Raw genomic sequence first — 15,842 nt, 5'->3', positions numbered from 1 at the left:
CGTCAGCTAGGGAGCTCGGCCCTGACGGGCAGCCCCTGCCAGTCGCTCGCGCTGGTCACCGCGGCGGCGCTCAGCAGCGCCCCGCGGTGCAGCCGTTCCTGCGGGGTCAGCCCGTCCAGGGCCGCGCTGATGTACCCGGCCACGAACGCGTCGGCCGAGCCGGACGTGTCGACGATCGGCACCTGGATGACGGGCTGGTCGTAACGGACCCGATCCGCCCGCACGCTGGCGCCCTTGCCGCCGCGGTTCACCACGACCTCGCGCTCGGGGGTCAGTGCGGGCTTGACCAGGTCCAGCTCGTCCTGGTCGAGGAAGAGCAGGTGGGAGTGGCAGGCGAGCTCGCCGAGCACCTCCTCGGCCTCGCGCACGGACGGCCACAGGTCGGGGTGGTACTCGACGGTGAAGGAGATCATCACCTCCGCGGTCCTGGCCGCGGCGACGGCGGCCCGCACCGCCTCCAGCACGTCCCTGCCGAGCGCCGCCGTGACGCCGCTGACGTGCAGCATCTTGGACGCGGCGATCCGGTCGATCGGCACGTTCCCCGGTGACAGGCCCGAGCCCGCCGATGCGGTGCGGTAGTGCGTGACGTGCGGCTGCCCGCCCACGCGCGACTCCCTGAGCAGCAGCCCGGTCCGCGCGCCCGCGGCCACCCGCATGTCCGTGACGTCCACGCCCTCGCCCCGCAGGACGGTGAGGATCCTGGCGCCCAGCTCGTCGCCGCCCACCTTGCCCAGGTAGGCGCACTGGTGCCCGAGCCTGGCCAGGGCGATGGCCAGGTTGAACTCGGGGCCGGTGACGTCCAGCCTGGCCTCGCTCTCGTGGCGGACCCTGCCGCTGGACACCACGCCCAGGGCCTCACCCAGCGTGTAGACGTCGGTCATGCGCCAGACTGTAGTCCCCCCAAGAGCACGCAAATCGGATTTTTGCCTAACGGTGCTGGTGGGGGGCGTGATCAAATTTTTTCTATATTTTTAGCCAACCTTCTTCCCTTCTCGTGCCTCAAAGTAGTAGAGGGGCCGGCGATCCCGAGCCGGCCCTAGCGTTACGGGGAAATGAGAGGAATCAGCACCCTCATGAAGAAGATCACTGTAGGCATCGTCTCCGCCGTCGTCGGCGGAGCCCTCCTGGTGACCGGCGGGCCCGCGTTCGCCGCCAAGAAGGCACCCACGGTCGAGATCCAGTCGATCTCGCCGAACCCGGTCGTGGTCAAGGCCGGTAGCGAGACGGAGGCCTTCTTCAAGGTCGCCGCCAGCTCGGACCTCGACAGCGTCAAGCTCAGCGTCCAGCCGGTCAACCCGAAGATGCGCACGCTCGCGGCCAAGGACGTCAAGCCGCTGGAGAGCTGGCGCTTCTCCGTCCCGTTCAACGAGAACGACCAGGACGGCAAGTGGAAGGCCACCGCCACGGGCGTCAAGGACGGCAAGGTCGTCGTCACCGACGACGCCTACTTCTCCGTGGAGATCCAGCAGGGCAAGGCCGACACCCGCATCTCGCGCTTCAGCGCCGACCCCAACAAGGTCCGCAAGGGCAAGACCATCGAGTTCACCGGCCGTCTCCAGGCCAACGACGATGGCTGGGAAGGCGTTCGCGGTGAGAAGGTGAGCATCTACTACCGCGCCGACGGCTCGAGCGGCTGGAAGTGGGTCGCCAACAGCAAGACCCGCTGGGGTGGCAAGTTCTACGCCACCACCCGCGCCTACCGGAGCGGCTCGTTCAAGGCCGTCTTCGAGGGCAACGACGAGCTGACCGGCTCCGAGAGCGGCAGCGACTACGTCCGCGTGGTCAAGCGCTGGTGGCACTGAGCACCAACTGACTGAAGGCCCGGTTCCCGCTCCTGCGGGGCCGGGCCTTCGGCATTTTTCACGCCCGCCACCTCCTCGCCCGGCAGAGGCCGGGCCTTCGGCATTGCCACGCCCGCCACCTCCTCGCCCTGCCGTTCCCTGCCCCCGCCCGCCCCCTGGCCCGCCCGTTCCCCCGGCCCCGCGCTCTCCCCCACCTGCGCGCTTCTTACCGTGAATAGGTGACGCCCTACGGGTAGCGTCCTGGTATGGGTGAGGACCTGCTGAGACAGTGGAACCCGTTCGACATCTTCGACACCGAGGCGGCCAGGCTCGACGGCTTCTTCTCGGGGCTCGCGGAGGGCGACGAGGAGTGGCAGCGGCCGTCCCGCTGCGCGGGCTGGTCCGTCCGCGACGTGCTCGCCCATCTCGCGGGCGAGGAGCTGTACAACCACGCCTGTCTCGACGGGAACGTCCAGGACCTGCTCGCCCGGCTCGCCAGAGAGGGAGTGAACGGCTTCCACGACTTCAACGAGTGGTCCGTACGGCAACGCCGAGCGCTGCCGGTGGGCCAGGTGCTGGACGAGTGGCGCACGCAGAACGGCGAGACCCGCGCCCGCATGCGTGCGCTCGGCCGCGACGCGCTGATCGACACGATGGCCGGGCCGTATCCCGTGGGGTGGCAGACCTTCCACTACGACTCGGAGTACGCGACGCACGCCGACGACGTCGGCGCGCCCGTCTCGGACGAGGAGGCCGACGGCAGGACACTGTGGCGGGTCGCGGTGGGCCGGTTCGTGCTGGCCGAGCAGGAGTCGAAGGCGCAGGTGGAGCAGACGGCCGACGAGATCTGGGTGTGCGCCGACGGGGTGACCACCACGCTGTCGTACCCGGAGTTCGTCATGGCCACGGTGGCCCGCCTGGGGCCCGGCCACGAACTGGACCCGCGCGTCGCCGCAGCCCTGAGGTGCCTGGCCTGAGGTGCCTGGCCTGAGATGCCTGGCCTGAGATGCCTGGCCTGGCCTGAGGCGTCTCGGGGCCTGAGGGAGGAGGCCGATCATGTGGTTGCGGAATCGGGCGGGCACCGAGCCGGTGACCGCGCTCAGTGCGCTGCGTGCCCGGCGGGTCCTGTCGATCATCGCTCTGGTGGTCGGCGTGGCGGCGGCGGGGTTCTTCGGCTGGCTCGCGGCAGGCACTGGAGAGGCGGTCTGGGGCTGGGAGGCTGCGATCGCGGCCGCGGTGTCCGTCATCGCGGCGGTCGACCTCGCGATGATCGCCAGGCACCGCCGCCAGAACTCGCCGCCCGGACACCATCAGGAGCAGTCGGGTCGGTGATCGCCAGGGCTCGGCGTCGGGTCGTTGATCGCCAGAGGGCCCGCCAGGTCAGGACGTCGCCACGGCGAGTACCAGCAGGATCACCGTGAGTACTCCGGCCAGGACGACCACCCATACATGGCCGAGTGCCCACATCCTGATCCGCTCGCCGTACAGACGGGGCGACGAGTCGCCGCCCTCGATCCTGTTGATCGCCGCCACGCGCCTGGCCAGATCGGGATCCTCCAGCTCCAGCGCCTGCTCGATCTCAGCGAGGATGCGGCGTTCCTTCCCAGAGAGACTCATTGCGATCACCATCGCTTCCACGCCGGTGAAAGCCTTGTACCCATTAGTAACCACCGCATGCGCCGCCCGCGGCTCGTGCGGACGCTTCGATGATGACACCGATTCGCCGCGACGGCACCCCTGACCGGCGACCTGGTGGAACGACGAAGCCCCCGGTCTCCCGGCTTGGGGGAGACCGGGAGATCGGGGGCCTGACGTCACCGCTTGCCGTAGCGCTGCCTGAAGCGCTCGACGCGCCCGGCGCTGTCGAGGACGCGGCCGCGGCCGGTGTAGAACGGGTGGCTCGCCGACGAGACGTCGACGTCGACGACGGGGTAGGTGTGGCCGTCCGCCCACTCGACGGTCCTGTTGCTCGTCAGGGTCGAACGGGTGAGGAAGGCGAAACCCACGCTCGGGTCACGGAACACCACGGGACGGTACGAGGGGTGCAGGTTCTTCTTCATGCCCCCTCCAACCAGGCGACAACGGTTTTCATTCCGCGGCCTCCAGCTCCCACCACCGGTCACCACATACGACGAACCCACGACCACGGCGCAAGGCGATCGCCGTGGGCGAACAGGGCGATCGCACTCCGGCGAACACGTAAGGTAGCCGCATGGATACCCCCATCGAGGTCCTCCACCGCGTGTTCGGCTACGACTCCTTCAGGGCGGGTCAGCAGGAGATCATCGAGCACGTGGTGGCGGGCGGCGACGCGCTCGTGCTCATGCCCACCGGCGGCGGCAAGTCGCTGTGCTACCAGATCCCGGCGCTGGTGCGTCCCGGGGTCGGGGTGGTGGTCTCGCCGCTGATCGCGCTGATGCAGGACCAGGTCGACGCGCTGACCGCGCTGGGGGTGCGGGCGGGCTTCCTCAACTCGACGCAGGACTTCGCGGAGCGGCAACAGGTGGAGTCCGCGTTCCTGGCGGGCGAGCTCGACCTGCTCTACCTCGCACCCGAGCGGCTCAGGGTCGAGGCCACGGTGCGGCTGCTGGCCAAGGGCGAGATCTCGATGTTCGCCATCGACGAGGCCCACTGCGTCTCTCAGTGGGGGCACGACTTCAGGCCCGACTACCTGGCCCTGTCCGAGCTGCGCGAGCTGTGGCCGGAGGTGCCGCGCATCGCGCTGACCGCCACCGCCACCCCGGCCACCCACGCCGAGATCTCCTCGCGGCTGGGGCTCGACGGGGCCAGGCACTTCGTGGCCAGCTTCGACCGTCCCAACATCCAGTACCGCATCGCGCCCAAGAGCGAGCCCAAACGGCAGCTCCTCGAGTTCCTGCGCACCGAGCACCAGGGCGACGCCGGCATCGTCTACTGCATGTCGCGCGCCTCGGTCGAGAAGATCGCCGCGTTTCTGGTCGAGAACGGCGTCGACGCCGTTCCGTACCACGCCGGGCTCGACTCCCGTACCCGCGCTGCGCACCAGGCCCGCTTCCTGCGCGAGGAAGGGCTGGTCGTGGTGGCCACCATCGCGTTCGGCATGGGCATCGACAAGCCCGACGTCCGGTTCGTCGCCCATCTCGACCTGCCCAAGTCCGTCGAGGGCTACTACCAGGAGACCGGGCGGGCCGGGCGCGACAGCCTGCCCGCCACCGCCTGGATGGCGTACGGCCTGCAGGACGTCGTGCAGCAGCGCAAGCTGCTCACGGAGGGCGACGAGGCGCACCGCCGCCGCCAGGCGCTCCACCTCGACGCGATGCTGGCGCTCTGCGAGACCGTCGGGTGCCGCCGGGTGATGCTGCTCGACTACTTCGGCCAGGAAGGGTCCGAGCCGTGCGGCAACTGCGACACCTGCCAGGCGCCGCCCGAGTCGTGGGATGGCACGGTCCCCGCGCAGAAGGTGCTGTCGGCCGTGCTGCGGCTGGCACGGGAGCGGCGGCAGAAGTTCGGGGTGGGGCAGATCGTCGACATCCTGCTCGGCAAGCAGACGGCCAAGGTGCTGCAGCACGGCCACGAGTCGCTGACCGTGTTCGGCATCGGCACCGAGCTCGGCAACGCCGAATGGCACGGCGTGGTACGCCAGCTTCTGGCGCAGGGGCTGCTGGCCGTCGAGCCCGACTACGGGGCCCTGGTGCTCACCGACGCCAGTGCTGATGTGCTGCGCGGCCAGCGCCAGGTGCCGCTGCGCCGCGACGCCCCCCGTCCCCTGCGCGCCAAGACGGCCGCCGCCGCCAAGTCCCGCCCGGCGGCCGAGCTGCCGCAGGAGGCCGCCCCGGTGTTCGAACGGCTCCGCGCCTGGCGCGCGGCCACGGCCAAGGAGCAGGGGGTACCCGCGTACGTCATCTTCCACGACGCGACACTGCGCGAGATCGCCACGCTGGCGCCGTCCACGCTGGAGGAGCTGGCGACGGTCAACGGGGTGGGCGAGAACAAGCTGGCCAAGTACGGCGAACAGGTCCTGGAGGCGCTCACCGCCTGATCCTCAGCCGTTCACCCGCGCAGCCGCCGACTCCCTGGTGCGGTCGCCGGGGCTGCTGCTCGCCGTGACGACGTATCTCGCCGCCACCACCTGTCGACGGTGGATGGCCCCCGGCCTGCGAGGCCCGATGAGCGAGCGGTGCTGTCTCCATGCGGGGCGTCTATTCGTCGGTGGGGACCTTCGTGATGGACGGATGGACCGCGACGAACAGCCTGTGCTCGCGTCCGCCCTCGGCGTTCTCGTCGTGGTACTTGCTGACCAGCGAGGCGACCGTGTTCGACAGTTCCTCGGCGAAGGCCGCTCTGTCGGCGGCCGACGCGAACCGTACGTCGGCGTCCAGGGCGAACGTCGCCACCCGCTTCCGCGCCCTGTCCGCGCCCGCGAGGAGGGTGCCGACATCGCGCACGAGGCGCGCCGCCAGCGCCAGCAGCCAGCGGGCCGAGAGCTGGTCGGGCGATCGGGCGGGGTCGGGCTGCACCGCCGCCAGCGCCGTGGGCGAGATCACGTACGAGGCGGCGGAGGCCTGCATCACCCGCTCCGTGCAGTTGCCCTTGCGCCGCTCCTCGACCAGTTCCACCAGCCCGTGCCGCTCCAGCGCCCTGAGGTGGTAGTTGACCTTCTGCCTGGCCAGCCCGACCTTGGCGGCCAGGGTCGTGGCCGAGCCCGGCTCCGACAGCTCGGCCAGCAGCCGGGCGCGCACCGGGTCCAGCGACATCTCGGCGGCGGCCGGGTCCTCAATCACCGCGACTTCATGCATGACTCAACGCTGACACCGACAATTATTACTGTCAAGGTCTCGACAGTTGTCGAAGCGCCACACGCGCCCTCGTCGCGCCATTGTCCTCTCCCATTCCGTCCCGCCGCGCGCCGTCACCTCCCTCGACGCGGACGGGCGAATCTCCGCTGGGCGACCGTCAAGGTCTCCGCGGCCGTCCGGCGGCCTGGTGCGGGTCACGGCCGAGGAAGGCCAGCAGGCGATCGGCCGCCGAGGCGTGCGGCGGGAGGGCTCGCGGTGCGGCGAACCGGTCGGGACGATCATCGGCCGTGACGAGGAGGGGCGCCAGGCCGAACAGCTCCTCGGCCATCGGCTCCGGGATCGGCACGGAACCGCCGCAGGCCCGGCCGACGTCCCAGCCGTGTACGGCGACCTCGACGGCCCCGACGGTGGCCACCATCGCGGACGTCAACCAGCAGTCGCCGACCACCACCCGGCCACGTGCCACGCCGGCCCACGCCCCCAGCAGCCCAGAGGCGCCCCTGCGAAGAGCGAGCACCGGATCGCCCGGCCCGCCCCCGAACGGGTTCGCGGGGCGGACGGCACCCGCGATCGCGGCCTGGTGCAGGGCGGCGACGGAGTCGTTCAGGTGGCACAGGAGGGCGCGTAGGTCCCAGGCCGCACAGGGGGTTGGGCGGGTGAGGGAGTTGGGGGTGACCAGGCACAGGGTGCCAAGGGTGTAGGCGACGGCTCGCTCCAGCAGGGCGACGCCCCCCAGAAGGGCCGCCCGGGCCTGCTCCTCGGTCATCGGATGCTCGCAGCGAAGCGTTTCATGGCCACCTTCCTTCACAGGGGAAGACAGCGGAGCGGCGGAGAAATCATCGGCCCGGCGACGAATTCCCGGCGCAAATCCTCCATAAACCAGGCAAAAGCACCTTCAGAAGGGGAGATCGACGCGCCAAGCCGACCGCACGGAACGGGCACGGGCCGGGCTCCCCCGGCGAAGGCCGCAGGGGCCACAAGGGGCCGGTTGCCGGAGTTGAGGGGCGAATGGTGCGCGCGTGCAGCTGTCAGCCCGTCCCGTACGTCTCCGGAGAAGCCGACGAGGTTGATTTTCATGACGAAAAGCTGCGGCGTGGATTTCGCCAATTAGCCGGCACGGGTTCCCGCGTATTCTCTGTGGCATGGATCCGAACCTGGGTCGCGACGAATGGGGTGATCGGGGAAGGCGCCGCACCTTCGTCCCAGGTTGCCTGGTTCTCTGCATCCTCGGCGCGTTTATCTGGATAATCGCGTTGAGCATTGTCGTTTATTTGATCGTGCGATCTTAAAAGCGTCTGGAACCTCGTGGCGCGCTGGAGCGTACGTGAGGCATGAGAAGGTTGATGACCATGGCCGTGCTCGTCCTGACAGCCGGATGCGCGGCCGGATGCGCGACCGGCGGGCGGGCGGCGGCCTCGCCCAGCGCCGCACCCACCACCTCTGGCACACTCGCGGCGGCCTCGCCGAGCGCCGGGCTGTCCACCGCACGCACGTCCGCCACCCCGGCCGTGACCAGCGCGGGCTGTAACGGCTCGTCGGTGGTCAGGCAGGGTGGCGACGGCTTTCCCGAGGTACGCGGTGTGGCGACGGACGCCGAGTTGTGGGGGCTGCTGTTCGCGCCGGTGCCGTTCCGGCGCGGCGAGGAGATCAAGATCGTGTGGCGGATGACGGGCGAGGGGCCGCTGAAGGTCACCGCCACGCTCCCCGACGGGACTCGGGCCAGGCGCGTGTTCGGTCCGGAGCGGCACAGCGGGTCGAACTGGGAACGTCCGGGCGAGGAGTGGGGGACGGGGTTCGCCTTCCCGAAGAAGGGGTGCTGGAAGCTGGAGCTGACCCGGACCCGCGGGTCCGGGTACGTCTGGCTGCCCGTCGGCTGAGCATCCGGCCCGCCACGTCAGACAGCTGCCTGAGCGGACGGCGTGGGCTGGCTGCTTCCTGGGAGTTGGCGGCCCGGGTCAGAGGTCCGAAAACCGCCGACTTCTGGCGGGCCCACGGTGTTGTACAGGGCATGAGCATCTACACGACCATCGACAGCCCACTGGGTGAGATGCTGCTCGTCGGTGACGGCCGGGCGCTGACCCGCGTGGCCTTCCTCGACGGCGCGGCCATCGACCCCGGCTGGCGGCGGGATCCGGCTGCGCTCGCCGAGGCGGCGCGGCAGCTGCGGGAGTACTTCGCGGGCGAGCGCACCGCCTTCGACCTCGACCGGGCCGGTCACGGCAGCGAGTTCCAGGAGCGCGTCTGGGCCGCCGTGGACGCGCTCCCGTACGGGGCCACGACCACGTACGGCGAACTGGCGGCCGAGATCGGCGTGTCACGGGACCGGGTCCGCGCGGTGGGCGCGGCGATCGGCGCGAACCCGCTGCTGGTCGTCCGGCCGTGCCATCGGGTCGTCGGCGCGAACGGGTCGCTGACCGGGTACGCGGGCGGCGTGGAGCGCAAGCAGCGGCTGCTCACGCTCGAAGGCGCCCTCCAGCCGCAGCTCTGGGAGGTCTCATGAGCGCCGAGCCGGACGGGGTCGTGAACGCTGACTGGGCCGCGCTGGCCGAGGAGGTCAACTCCTACGGTTGCGCGCTGACGCCGCAGGTCCTCACGCCGGACGAGTGCGCGAGCATCTCCGAGCTGTACGACGACGAGGCCCGGTTCCGCTCCACGATCGACATGGAGCGGTACCGGTTCGGCCGCGGGCAGTACCGCTACTTCCGCAGCCCGTTCCCCGAGCTGGTGAACGAGCTGCGGGCGGCGTTCTACCCGCGGCTGCTGCCGATCGCCCGCGACTGGGCGGCCAGGCTCGGGCAGCCCGCGCCCTGGCCCGACTCGCTGGACGAGTGGCTGGCCATGTGCCACGAGGCCGGGCAGACCAAGCCGACGCCGATCCTGCTGCGGTACCGGGAGGGCGACTGGAACGCCCTGCACCGCGACCTGTACGGGGACCTGGTGTTCCCGTTGCAGGTCGTCATCGGCCTCGACCGGCCGGGCCACGACTACTCGGGAGGCGAGTTCCTGCTGGTGGAGCAGCGTCCGAGGGCGCAGTCGCGGGGCACGGTGACGATGCTGCCGCAGGGGCACGGGCTGGTCTTCACCACCCGCGACCGTCCGGTTCGGTCGGCGCGCGGCTGGTCGGCGTCCCCAGTGCGGCACGGTGTCAGCACGGTCCGCTCCGGCCTGCGTCACACGCTGGGCCTGGTCTTCCACGACGCCGCCTGATGTTCACGCTGACCAGCGCCGACGGCGACTACCTGAGCCCCACACCGGGCACGCTGGGCGGCCACCGCCGCGCCCGCCTGTACGGCCGGTTGGACTGCCCGTCGGCGCTCCGCGCGATCGCGCGCGGCGGCTACGTCCGGCACCGCGTCTTCTTCGCCGACGAGGCCGCGGCGGTGGCGGCCGGCTACCGCCCCTGCGCCTCCTGCCTCCCGCGGCGATACGCCGAGTGGAAGGAGCGACGCGCCGCAGCCGGGCACACCGATGCCGAGCTGGGCGCGCTGATCGGGCTGCTGGAGCGGGAGCGTCCGCGCGTGCGGGCGGTCGTCGTGGGGCACGGCCGCGACACCGCCTCCGCGGCGGCCGCCGAGGCGTTCGCGCGGGCCTGGGACGGGGACGTGCTCGCGGTGGTGGACTGGCCGGAGGAGGCGGCGTCCTGGTTGCGCCAGGCCAGGCGGTTCGCCTCGGGCGAGCCCGACGCATGGGTGGTGGCGGGGGCGCCGCTCGGCTGGGCCAGGATGAGCAGCCGCCTGCGGGTCAGCACCGCCTGGGATCCGGCGCGGACGTTCGGGTTCGCCTCCGTCGCCCGCGCCGTCGCCCTGGCCCCACCTGGGACGATGGAAGGGGTCCGCGGCGCCGACCCCGACGGCCGCGCCTGGCGGATCGGCCGCAACCTGATCACCTACCACGAGGACGAACGATGACTCCGCTACCGGCGCGGGAGATCGCGCCAGGCGCCGTCCACGTGCCGAGCTGGCTGACGCTGGACGAGCAGCGCCCTTCGGCGGTCCGTCGCGGTTCGCCTACCACGGGGTTCCCAAGGTCTACCCGGGCACCGGCGACCCCGCCACCGGCCTCGCCTCGGGCCGCCTGAACATCACGATGCGGGTGACCGGCCTATGACGCGGGGTACTCGGGGGTGATGTAGTCGAACTCCGACGGGTCGAGTTTGCGCTGCAGGATGCGGATGACCTTGCCCGGGTCGTCGTTGGGCCCGGCGACGAAGAACGGCCTGCCGTCCCTGCCGAACGTGATCGCCGAGTCGCCCTCCCACTTGCCGAGCAGGTCGGACACCGGCGGGAAGTCCTCGTGCGGCTCGAACCCGAGGGTCTGCGCGTAGTCGGCGGACCCGAAGACGATGTCGCGCGCCAGCTCGATCGGGGCCTCCTGCCAGCCCGGGTATTCGCCGAAGTAGTAGTCGCGGAAGACCCGCAGCTCCCGCTCGTCGAGGACGTCGGGGCCGATGGTGTTCTTGACGCCCAGGCAGTAGACGTCGGCGAGGTAGCCGCAGACGGTCATCTTGTCCCAGGTGTGACGCCGGGCCAGCAGCACGCTCACCAGGCCGCCGCCGGGCCCCGACGGGTTCTCGTCGACCCAGCCGCGCGCCGGGTCGACGCTGAGGCCGACGCTCCAGCCGACGTTCACCCAGCAGCCGACGACCACTGGCTCGCGGGCGGTGCTGCCGCCCTCGGCCGCGATCTCCCGCACCAGCGGCGCCACGGCCGACGGCGACACGCCGAGCGTGCGGGCGATCTGCTTCGGCGAGCTGCCCTGCGCCCGTAGTTCGCGTACCCGGTTCTTCAGTTCTGCGCTGTCCACGGGCGAAGCCTAGCCGCTCCGCCGGCTCCCGATAGGATGATCTTCCCCGGTTGAAAGGAACTTTGTGCTCACCGCGGCCTTCGTCCTCAACCCCGAAGTCTTCGACGATGTGTACGGCCCGTGCCTGGACCGGCTGCGGCGCTTCGCCCGCGTGGCGTACGGCCCTGCCGCCAAGCCCGACCCCGACCTGATGTCCGGCGTGGAGGTGCTCTGCACGAGCTGGGGGGCACCGGTGCTCGACCGGGCCACGCTCGACACGCTCCCCGAGCTCAAGCTGGTCCTGTACGCGGCGGGGTCGGTGCGGGCGGTCGTCACGCCCGAGTTCTGGGAGCGTGACATCCCGATCGTGTCGGCGTACCGGGCCAACGCGCTCCCGGTGGCCGAGTTCACGTTCGCGCAGATCGTCTACGCGCTCAAGCAGGGGTGGCGGCACGTCCTGATGGCGAGGGAGCGGCGGGAGGCGGCCGACCACGTGGCGGCGGCGGGCACGTACGGCTCCCGGGTGGGCCTGCTGTCGCTCGGCGCGATCGGGCGGCTCGTCGCGTCCAGGCTGGCGCCACTGGACGTCGAGGTGATCGCCCACGACCCGTTCGCCGACCAGCGCGAGGTGGCTCCGCTCGGCGTCCGGCTGGTGGGGCTGGACGAGCTGTTCGGCACCAGCGACGTGGTGAGCGTGCACACGCCGCTGCTGCCCGAGACCCGCGGCCTGGTGAGCCGCGAGCTGGTGGCGTCGATGCGGTTCGGCGCCAGCCTCGTCAACACCTCGCGCGGCGCGGTCATCGACGAGCCGGGCCTGGTGGAGGTGCTGGCCGAACGTCCGGACCTGTTCGCGGTGCTCGACGTCACCGACCCCGAGCCGCCGCCGGCGGGCTCGCCGCTGTTCACCCTCCCGAACGTGGTGGTGACCCCGCACATCGCGGGCAGCCTCGGCGCGGAACGGGCCCGGCTCGGCGACCTGGTGGTGGCCGAGCTGGAACGCTTCGCGACGGGCCAGCCCCTCGAGCACGCCCTGACCAGGGAGGCCGCGGAGAGGCTGGCGTAACGGCCAGGGGGACGGCGACGAGCACGGCCAAGCTGGGTCTGCTGGAGCAGCTGCGCTCCCCCTCCTGGCGTCAGGTTTTCAAGGACGTGCTGCGCTCGGCGCGCGTCCGGCGCGGCAAGGTCGTCAACACCTTGGCGCTCGACGTCCTCGACGGGCAGATCCAGACGATCCGCGCGGTGATCAACCCCGACAAGCTCGGGCACCTGGGGCCGGTGGCGGACGCCTGGGCGGTCGTTCGCGAGACGAACCAGGCCCGCCGGCCCAAGGACTGACTCCGCCTCTTCTCGATCCGGTCAGTTGGCTTCCAGAAGGGGTTGCATCTTTCCCGTCGCCACGTAGCGTCCCCAACAGCGACCCTCGCCACTGGGAGGAGAGATCGGCATGTCCGACGATGGGGCACAGCGCGTTTTCCAGGTGGTCGACTCGTTCGAGCCCGGCAAGTTCGTGCAGTTGCTGGCGGAGGACGCCAGAATGGTGTTCGGCAATGCCGAGCCCATGGTGGGACGCGACGCCATCGCCGAGGGCCTGCGGATGTTCTTCGCCACCATCGCGGGCCTCGCGCACAGGCTCGTCAGAACGTGGCAGGTCGACACCGACACCATCGCCGAGACCGAGGTGACCTACCGGCGGCTCGACGGCGAGGACGTCAGCGTCGTGGCCGTGTCGATCTGGCACACCCGCGACGACGGTCTGATCTCGGACTACCGGGTCTTCGTCGACCTCGCGCCCGTCTATGCGATGTAGAGCCACGTCTACTGCGGTGCATGCGAGCTCTCCGCCCACGGCGGCGAGTACGCCGCGGTGAGGTGGGTTCGAGTGGATCTCCGCACCCGGATGGCGCCCATCGCAGAAGGGTCACCCCAAGGAGACGGCGGCGACTCTGCGGGCCAGGAGGCGGGCCGGGTCCACCACGGGTACGGGCACCCGGCTGCCGTCCAGCGCCAGGACGATCTCGGTGCAGGCCGCCACCACCTGCTCGGCGCCGCGCTCGGTGAGGGCCTGCGCGACCTCGGCCAGGGCGTGACGGTGCGCGGCCGTGACGGCACCGGCCTTCACCGCCGCGATCACCGCCGACACCTGCCGCTGCTCGTCGGCGGACGGCTCGACCGCCTCGATCTCCCGCTTGCGCAGCGCATCGGTGTACAGCCCGGAGTGCAGGGTGCCGGAGGTGGCCAGCAGCCCGGCGGCTGTGACGCCCGCCGAGGCGAGCGCGTCCGCGGTGACCTCCACGATGCTCACCAGTTCGAGGCCCGCCTCGTCGGCCAGGCGCGGGACGAAGGCGTGCGCGGTGTTGCACGGCACCGCCAGCACCTCGCACCCGGCGCGCTTGAGTGCCTGGATACCGTGCTGTAGCTGCGGGGTCGGGTCCTCGCCGAGGCCGAGCAGGTTCAGCGACCGGTCGGGGATGCGCGGGTCGGCCCAGATGACGACCGGCACGTGGCTCTGGTCGCCGGTGGCGGGCGTCTCCTCGATGAGCTTGCCGTAGAAGTCGGCGGTGGCGGCGGGGCCCATGCCGCCCAGGACGCCGACCAGGCGCGGCGGGCGGCTGTGCCGGTCGTTGAACCACGTCACGGGATGCGTCCTCTCCTTCGCAGCCGACGGACAGCCGCAGGCAACAGGATCGCCGGATAAGGTGACCTCGCCCGTCAAATGCCGCAATCAGCCACCAAAGGAATGGAAATGCAGGATTCCGGCACTGAGCCTCTGCGGTTGCTGTCGGAGGCCGAGCTGGAGCTCATCGACGCCCTCCAGATCAACCCACGTGCGAGCTGGGTGGACATCGGACTGGCCATCGGCTCGGACCCGGCCACAGCTGCGCGGCGCTGGCGGCGGCTGACCGGCTCGGGCGAGGCGTGGACCACCGTCGCCCTCGGCAAGCGGCAGATGCACGAGATGAGCATGGCGTTCCTGGAGATCGACTGCGAGGCAGGCGCCGCCGTTGACGTCGCGGCGACGCTGGCCGAGGCCAGGCATCTGATCACTGTGCAGCACGTCGCCGCGGGGCACGACCTGTTCGTGATCGCCGCGACCGCCTCGATGCCGGCGCTGGCCGACTACCTGCTCACCGATCTGCCGAGAGTGCCCGGCGTCGCGAAGGTGCGCACCCACCTCGCGACCCGCGTCTTCGAGGCGTCGTGCCGCTGGCGGCTGCGGGTGCTGTCGCAGGGGGCGGCGGCCGGGCTGGCCAGGCGGAGCGGACCGCCCGAGTCCACCAGGCAGATGGACGCGATCGACAGGCTGCTCTTCCACGCCCTGCTGGCCGACGGCAGGGCCGGGTACGCCGATCTGGCCGCGATCGTGGGCACCTCTGAGCGGACCGTGCAGCGCAGGCTCTCCAGGCTCGTCGCGACCGAGGACATCGACTTCCGCTGCGACCTGGCCCGCTCGCACGCCGGCTGGCGTTCCTCCGCCGTGCTGTGGCTGCGCATGCCCGACCGCCTGCTGGAGGAGACGGGCACGGCGCTGCTCGGCTGGCCGGAGACCCGCACCTGCGCCGCCCTCGCGGGGAGCAACAACATGCTGCTCACCGTCGGCCTGCACACCGTCACCGACCTGCACCCGCTGGTGATGCGGCTGGAGAAGAGGTTCCCGCACCTCACCGTCGCCGACCGCCAGATAGTCCTGCGCCAGACCAAGCTGTACGGCAGGCTGCTCGACCCCGTCGGCCGCTGCACCGGCGTCGTGCCCGTCGATCCGTGGAGCCTGACGCCGCGCCGCTGACCGGACCGGCTCAGCGCGGCTGCGGGATCGCCTCGCCACGCGCCTCCCACGCCAGTCCCGCGCGCAGCACCGCCGACTCGTCCCTCCCGACCAGTTGCAGATCGCCGATCGCCAGCGCGGGCAGGCCGAGCGCGGACACCACCGAGGTGATCCTGCCGACCTCGCCCCGGACGGCGGCCTCGTCGCAGCCCACCCTGGGCGCGGGCCCGCCGAGCGTGGGCATGATCAGCAGGTCGAGCCCGGTCATCAGGCTCGCGAACTCCGCTCGCGCGGCGGCCAGCCCCGCGACGGCCGCCGCGTAGTCGGCGTGGCCGATCCCGCCGGCGTCGTCGAGCTTGCGCCGTACGCCCTCGCTGTAGTCCGCGGCGTTCCTCGGGTAGGTCGCCTCGTGCGTGCGCCGCGCCTGCGCGCCGACGATCGTCCAGTAGGGGCCGAGGATGCCGTACGGCAGAGCGATCTCGTGCAGCTCGGCCCCCAGCTCGGCGAAGGAGGCCGCCCACGCGCAGCCTTCGGCGACGCCGACCGCCCACCCGGCCAGCGAGTCGACGGGGTCGACAGGAGCGCCGGAGAGCACCTCCCACACCCGGGTGAGGTCGGCGACCGAGGTGGCCATCGGGCCGACCACGTCGAACATCGGCGCCAGCGGCGCGACGCCCGCACTGGGCACCGCGCCCGCGCTCGGGCGCAGCCCGACCACGCCGCAGCAGGACGCCGGGATCC

At 71.3% G+C, this 15,842-nt stretch carries 20 protein-coding genes and 1 pseudogene; 13 read left to right on the top strand and 8 right to left on the bottom strand.

Annotated features, from left to right (window positions below; all coding sequences use genetic code 11):
- Positions 1–2 precede the first annotated feature (2 nt).
- Positions 3–881: a sugar kinase gene (locus ABZ297_RS02545; RefSeq protein ID WP_355338178.1), complete on the bottom strand. Its 879-nt coding sequence runs from the start codon at positions 879–881 to the stop codon at positions 3–5.
- A 192-nt stretch (positions 882–1,073) separates the two neighbouring features.
- Between ABZ297_RS02545 and ABZ297_RS02540 the strand changes: the two genes are divergently transcribed.
- The 3 genes from ABZ297_RS02540 to ABZ297_RS02530 all read left to right on the top strand — a co-directional run bounded on the left by ABZ297_RS02540 (position 1,074) and on the right by ABZ297_RS02530 (position 3,113).
- A complete protein-coding gene (locus ABZ297_RS02540) occupies positions 1,074–1,802 on the top strand; it encodes a hypothetical protein (protein WP_355338175.1) in 729 nt (242 codons plus the stop codon).
- Positions 1,803–2,047: 245 nt separating this feature from the next.
- A complete protein-coding gene (locus tag ABZ297_RS02535; RefSeq protein WP_355338172.1) occupies positions 2,048–2,758 on the top strand; it encodes a maleylpyruvate isomerase family mycothiol-dependent enzyme in 711 nt (236 codons plus the stop codon).
- 79 nt (positions 2,759–2,837) lie between these two features.
- Positions 2,838–3,113: a DUF6343 family protein gene (locus ABZ297_RS02530; RefSeq protein WP_355338169.1), complete on the top strand. Its 276-nt coding sequence runs from the start codon at positions 2,838–2,840 to the stop codon at positions 3,111–3,113.
- A 48-nt stretch (positions 3,114–3,161) separates the two neighbouring features.
- On the opposite strand, the gene ABZ297_RS02525 is transcribed toward ABZ297_RS02530, so the two are convergent.
- Together ABZ297_RS02525 and ABZ297_RS02520 are read right to left on the bottom strand one after the other, a co-directional pair.
- Positions 3,162–3,398, bottom strand: a complete 237-nt coding sequence (locus ABZ297_RS02525; RefSeq protein ID WP_355338166.1) for a DUF3040 domain-containing protein — start codon at positions 3,396–3,398, stop codon at positions 3,162–3,164.
- Positions 3,399–3,595: 197 nt separating this feature from the next.
- Positions 3,596–3,841: a type B 50S ribosomal protein L31 gene (locus tag ABZ297_RS02520; RefSeq protein WP_355338163.1), complete on the bottom strand. Its 246-nt coding sequence runs from the start codon at positions 3,839–3,841 to the stop codon at positions 3,596–3,598.
- Between the two features lie 152 nt (positions 3,842–3,993).
- Here ABZ297_RS02520 and recQ point away from each other — a divergent pair, with 152 nt between their 5' ends.
- Entirely contained in the window at positions 3,994–5,799 is a 1,806-nt protein-coding gene (gene recQ / locus ABZ297_RS02515) for a DNA helicase RecQ (protein WP_355338160.1), read from the top strand.
- A gap of 160 nt (positions 5,800–5,959) precedes the next feature.
- On the opposite strand, the gene ABZ297_RS02510 is transcribed toward recQ, so the two are convergent.
- Positions 5,960–6,556 carry a helix-turn-helix domain-containing protein gene (locus tag ABZ297_RS02510; RefSeq protein WP_355338157.1) on the bottom strand — a complete coding sequence of 199 codons (597 nt, stop codon included), beginning with the start codon at positions 6,554–6,556 and terminating at the stop codon, positions 5,960–5,962.
- Positions 6,557–6,713: 157 nt separating this feature from the next.
- Positions 6,714–7,322 carry a TIGR03086 family metal-binding protein gene (locus ABZ297_RS02505; RefSeq protein ID WP_355338154.1) on the bottom strand — a complete coding sequence of 203 codons (609 nt, stop codon included), beginning with the start codon at positions 7,320–7,322 and terminating at the stop codon, positions 6,714–6,716.
- A 565-nt stretch (positions 7,323–7,887) separates the two neighbouring features.
- Here ABZ297_RS02505 and ABZ297_RS02500 point away from each other — a divergent pair.
- From ABZ297_RS02500 to ABZ297_RS02480, 5 genes and pseudogenes are all read left to right on the top strand, one after another.
- The gene (locus ABZ297_RS02500) at positions 7,888–8,433 is read left to right on the top strand and encodes a hypothetical protein (RefSeq protein WP_355338151.1); all 546 of its coding nucleotides are present in this window, start codon (positions 7,888–7,890) and stop codon (positions 8,431–8,433) included.
- Between the two features lie 131 nt (positions 8,434–8,564).
- The gene (locus ABZ297_RS02495; RefSeq protein WP_355338148.1) at positions 8,565–9,056 is read left to right on the top strand and encodes a methylated-DNA--[protein]-cysteine S-methyltransferase; all 492 of its coding nucleotides are present in this window, start codon (positions 8,565–8,567) and stop codon (positions 9,054–9,056) included.
- Positions 9,053–9,763, top strand: a complete 711-nt coding sequence (locus tag ABZ297_RS02490) for a 2OG-Fe(II) oxygenase (RefSeq protein ID WP_355338145.1) — start codon at positions 9,053–9,055, stop codon at positions 9,761–9,763. Before ABZ297_RS02495 ends, ABZ297_RS02490 begins: the two co-directional genes overlap by 4 nt.
- On the top strand, positions 9,763–10,464 hold the full coding sequence (locus ABZ297_RS02485; protein WP_355338142.1) for an Ada metal-binding domain-containing protein: 702 nt from the start codon (positions 9,763–9,765) through the stop codon (positions 10,462–10,464). Before ABZ297_RS02490 ends, ABZ297_RS02485 begins: the two co-directional genes overlap by 1 nt.
- A gap of 76 nt (positions 10,465–10,540) precedes the next feature.
- Positions 10,541–10,663, top strand: a pseudogene (locus ABZ297_RS02480) (alpha-ketoglutarate-dependent dioxygenase AlkB); the annotation flags it as partial.
- Here ABZ297_RS02480 and ABZ297_RS02475 read toward each other — a convergent pair.
- On the bottom strand, positions 10,658–11,359 hold the full coding sequence (locus ABZ297_RS02475; protein WP_355338139.1) for a helix-turn-helix domain-containing protein: 702 nt from the start codon (positions 11,357–11,359) through the stop codon (positions 10,658–10,660). The pseudogene ABZ297_RS02480 and the gene ABZ297_RS02475 sit on opposite strands and share 6 nt — an antisense overlap.
- Positions 11,360–11,423: 64 nt before the next feature.
- On the opposite strand from ABZ297_RS02475, the gene ABZ297_RS02470 reads away from it, so the two are divergent.
- The 3 genes from ABZ297_RS02470 to ABZ297_RS02460 all read left to right on the top strand — a co-directional run bounded on the left by ABZ297_RS02470 (position 11,424) and on the right by ABZ297_RS02460 (position 13,145).
- Positions 11,424–12,401 (top strand): hydroxyacid dehydrogenase, encoded by a 978-nt coding sequence (locus ABZ297_RS02470; protein WP_355338136.1) that lies wholly within the window; start codon positions 11,424–11,426, stop codon positions 12,399–12,401.
- Positions 12,402–12,487: 86 nt separating this feature from the next.
- Positions 12,488–12,673 carry a hypothetical protein gene (locus tag ABZ297_RS02465; RefSeq protein ID WP_355338133.1) on the top strand — a complete coding sequence of 62 codons (186 nt, stop codon included), beginning with the start codon at positions 12,488–12,490 and terminating at the stop codon, positions 12,671–12,673.
- Between the two features lie 109 nt (positions 12,674–12,782).
- Positions 12,783–13,145 (top strand): nuclear transport factor 2 family protein, encoded by a 363-nt coding sequence (locus tag ABZ297_RS02460; RefSeq protein WP_355338130.1) that lies wholly within the window; start codon positions 12,783–12,785, stop codon positions 13,143–13,145.
- A gap of 111 nt (positions 13,146–13,256) precedes the next feature.
- On the opposite strand, the gene ABZ297_RS02455 is transcribed toward ABZ297_RS02460, so the two are convergent.
- Positions 13,257–13,973, bottom strand: coding sequence for an amino acid racemase (locus ABZ297_RS02455; RefSeq protein WP_355338127.1), 717 nt, complete (start codon positions 13,971–13,973; stop codon positions 13,257–13,259).
- 108 nt (positions 13,974–14,081) lie between these two features.
- On the opposite strand from ABZ297_RS02455, the gene ABZ297_RS02450 reads away from it, so the two are divergent.
- Entirely contained in the window at positions 14,082–15,122 is a 1,041-nt protein-coding gene (locus ABZ297_RS02450; protein ID WP_355338124.1) for an Lrp/AsnC family transcriptional regulator, read from the top strand.
- Positions 15,123–15,132: 10 nt separating this feature from the next.
- Here ABZ297_RS02450 and ABZ297_RS02445 read toward each other — a convergent pair.
- A partial coding sequence (locus tag ABZ297_RS02445; RefSeq protein WP_355338121.1) for an amidase family protein occupies positions 15,133–15,842 on the bottom strand: 710 nt, incomplete at its 5' end.

Source organism: Nonomuraea sp. NPDC005983, from assembly GCF_040614375.1.
Classification (GTDB): domain Bacteria; phylum Actinomycetota; class Actinomycetes; order Streptosporangiales; family Streptosporangiaceae; genus Nonomuraea.
Note: the sequence above shows the minus strand (reverse complement) of the source record. Positions and strands in the feature narration are given on the sequence as shown.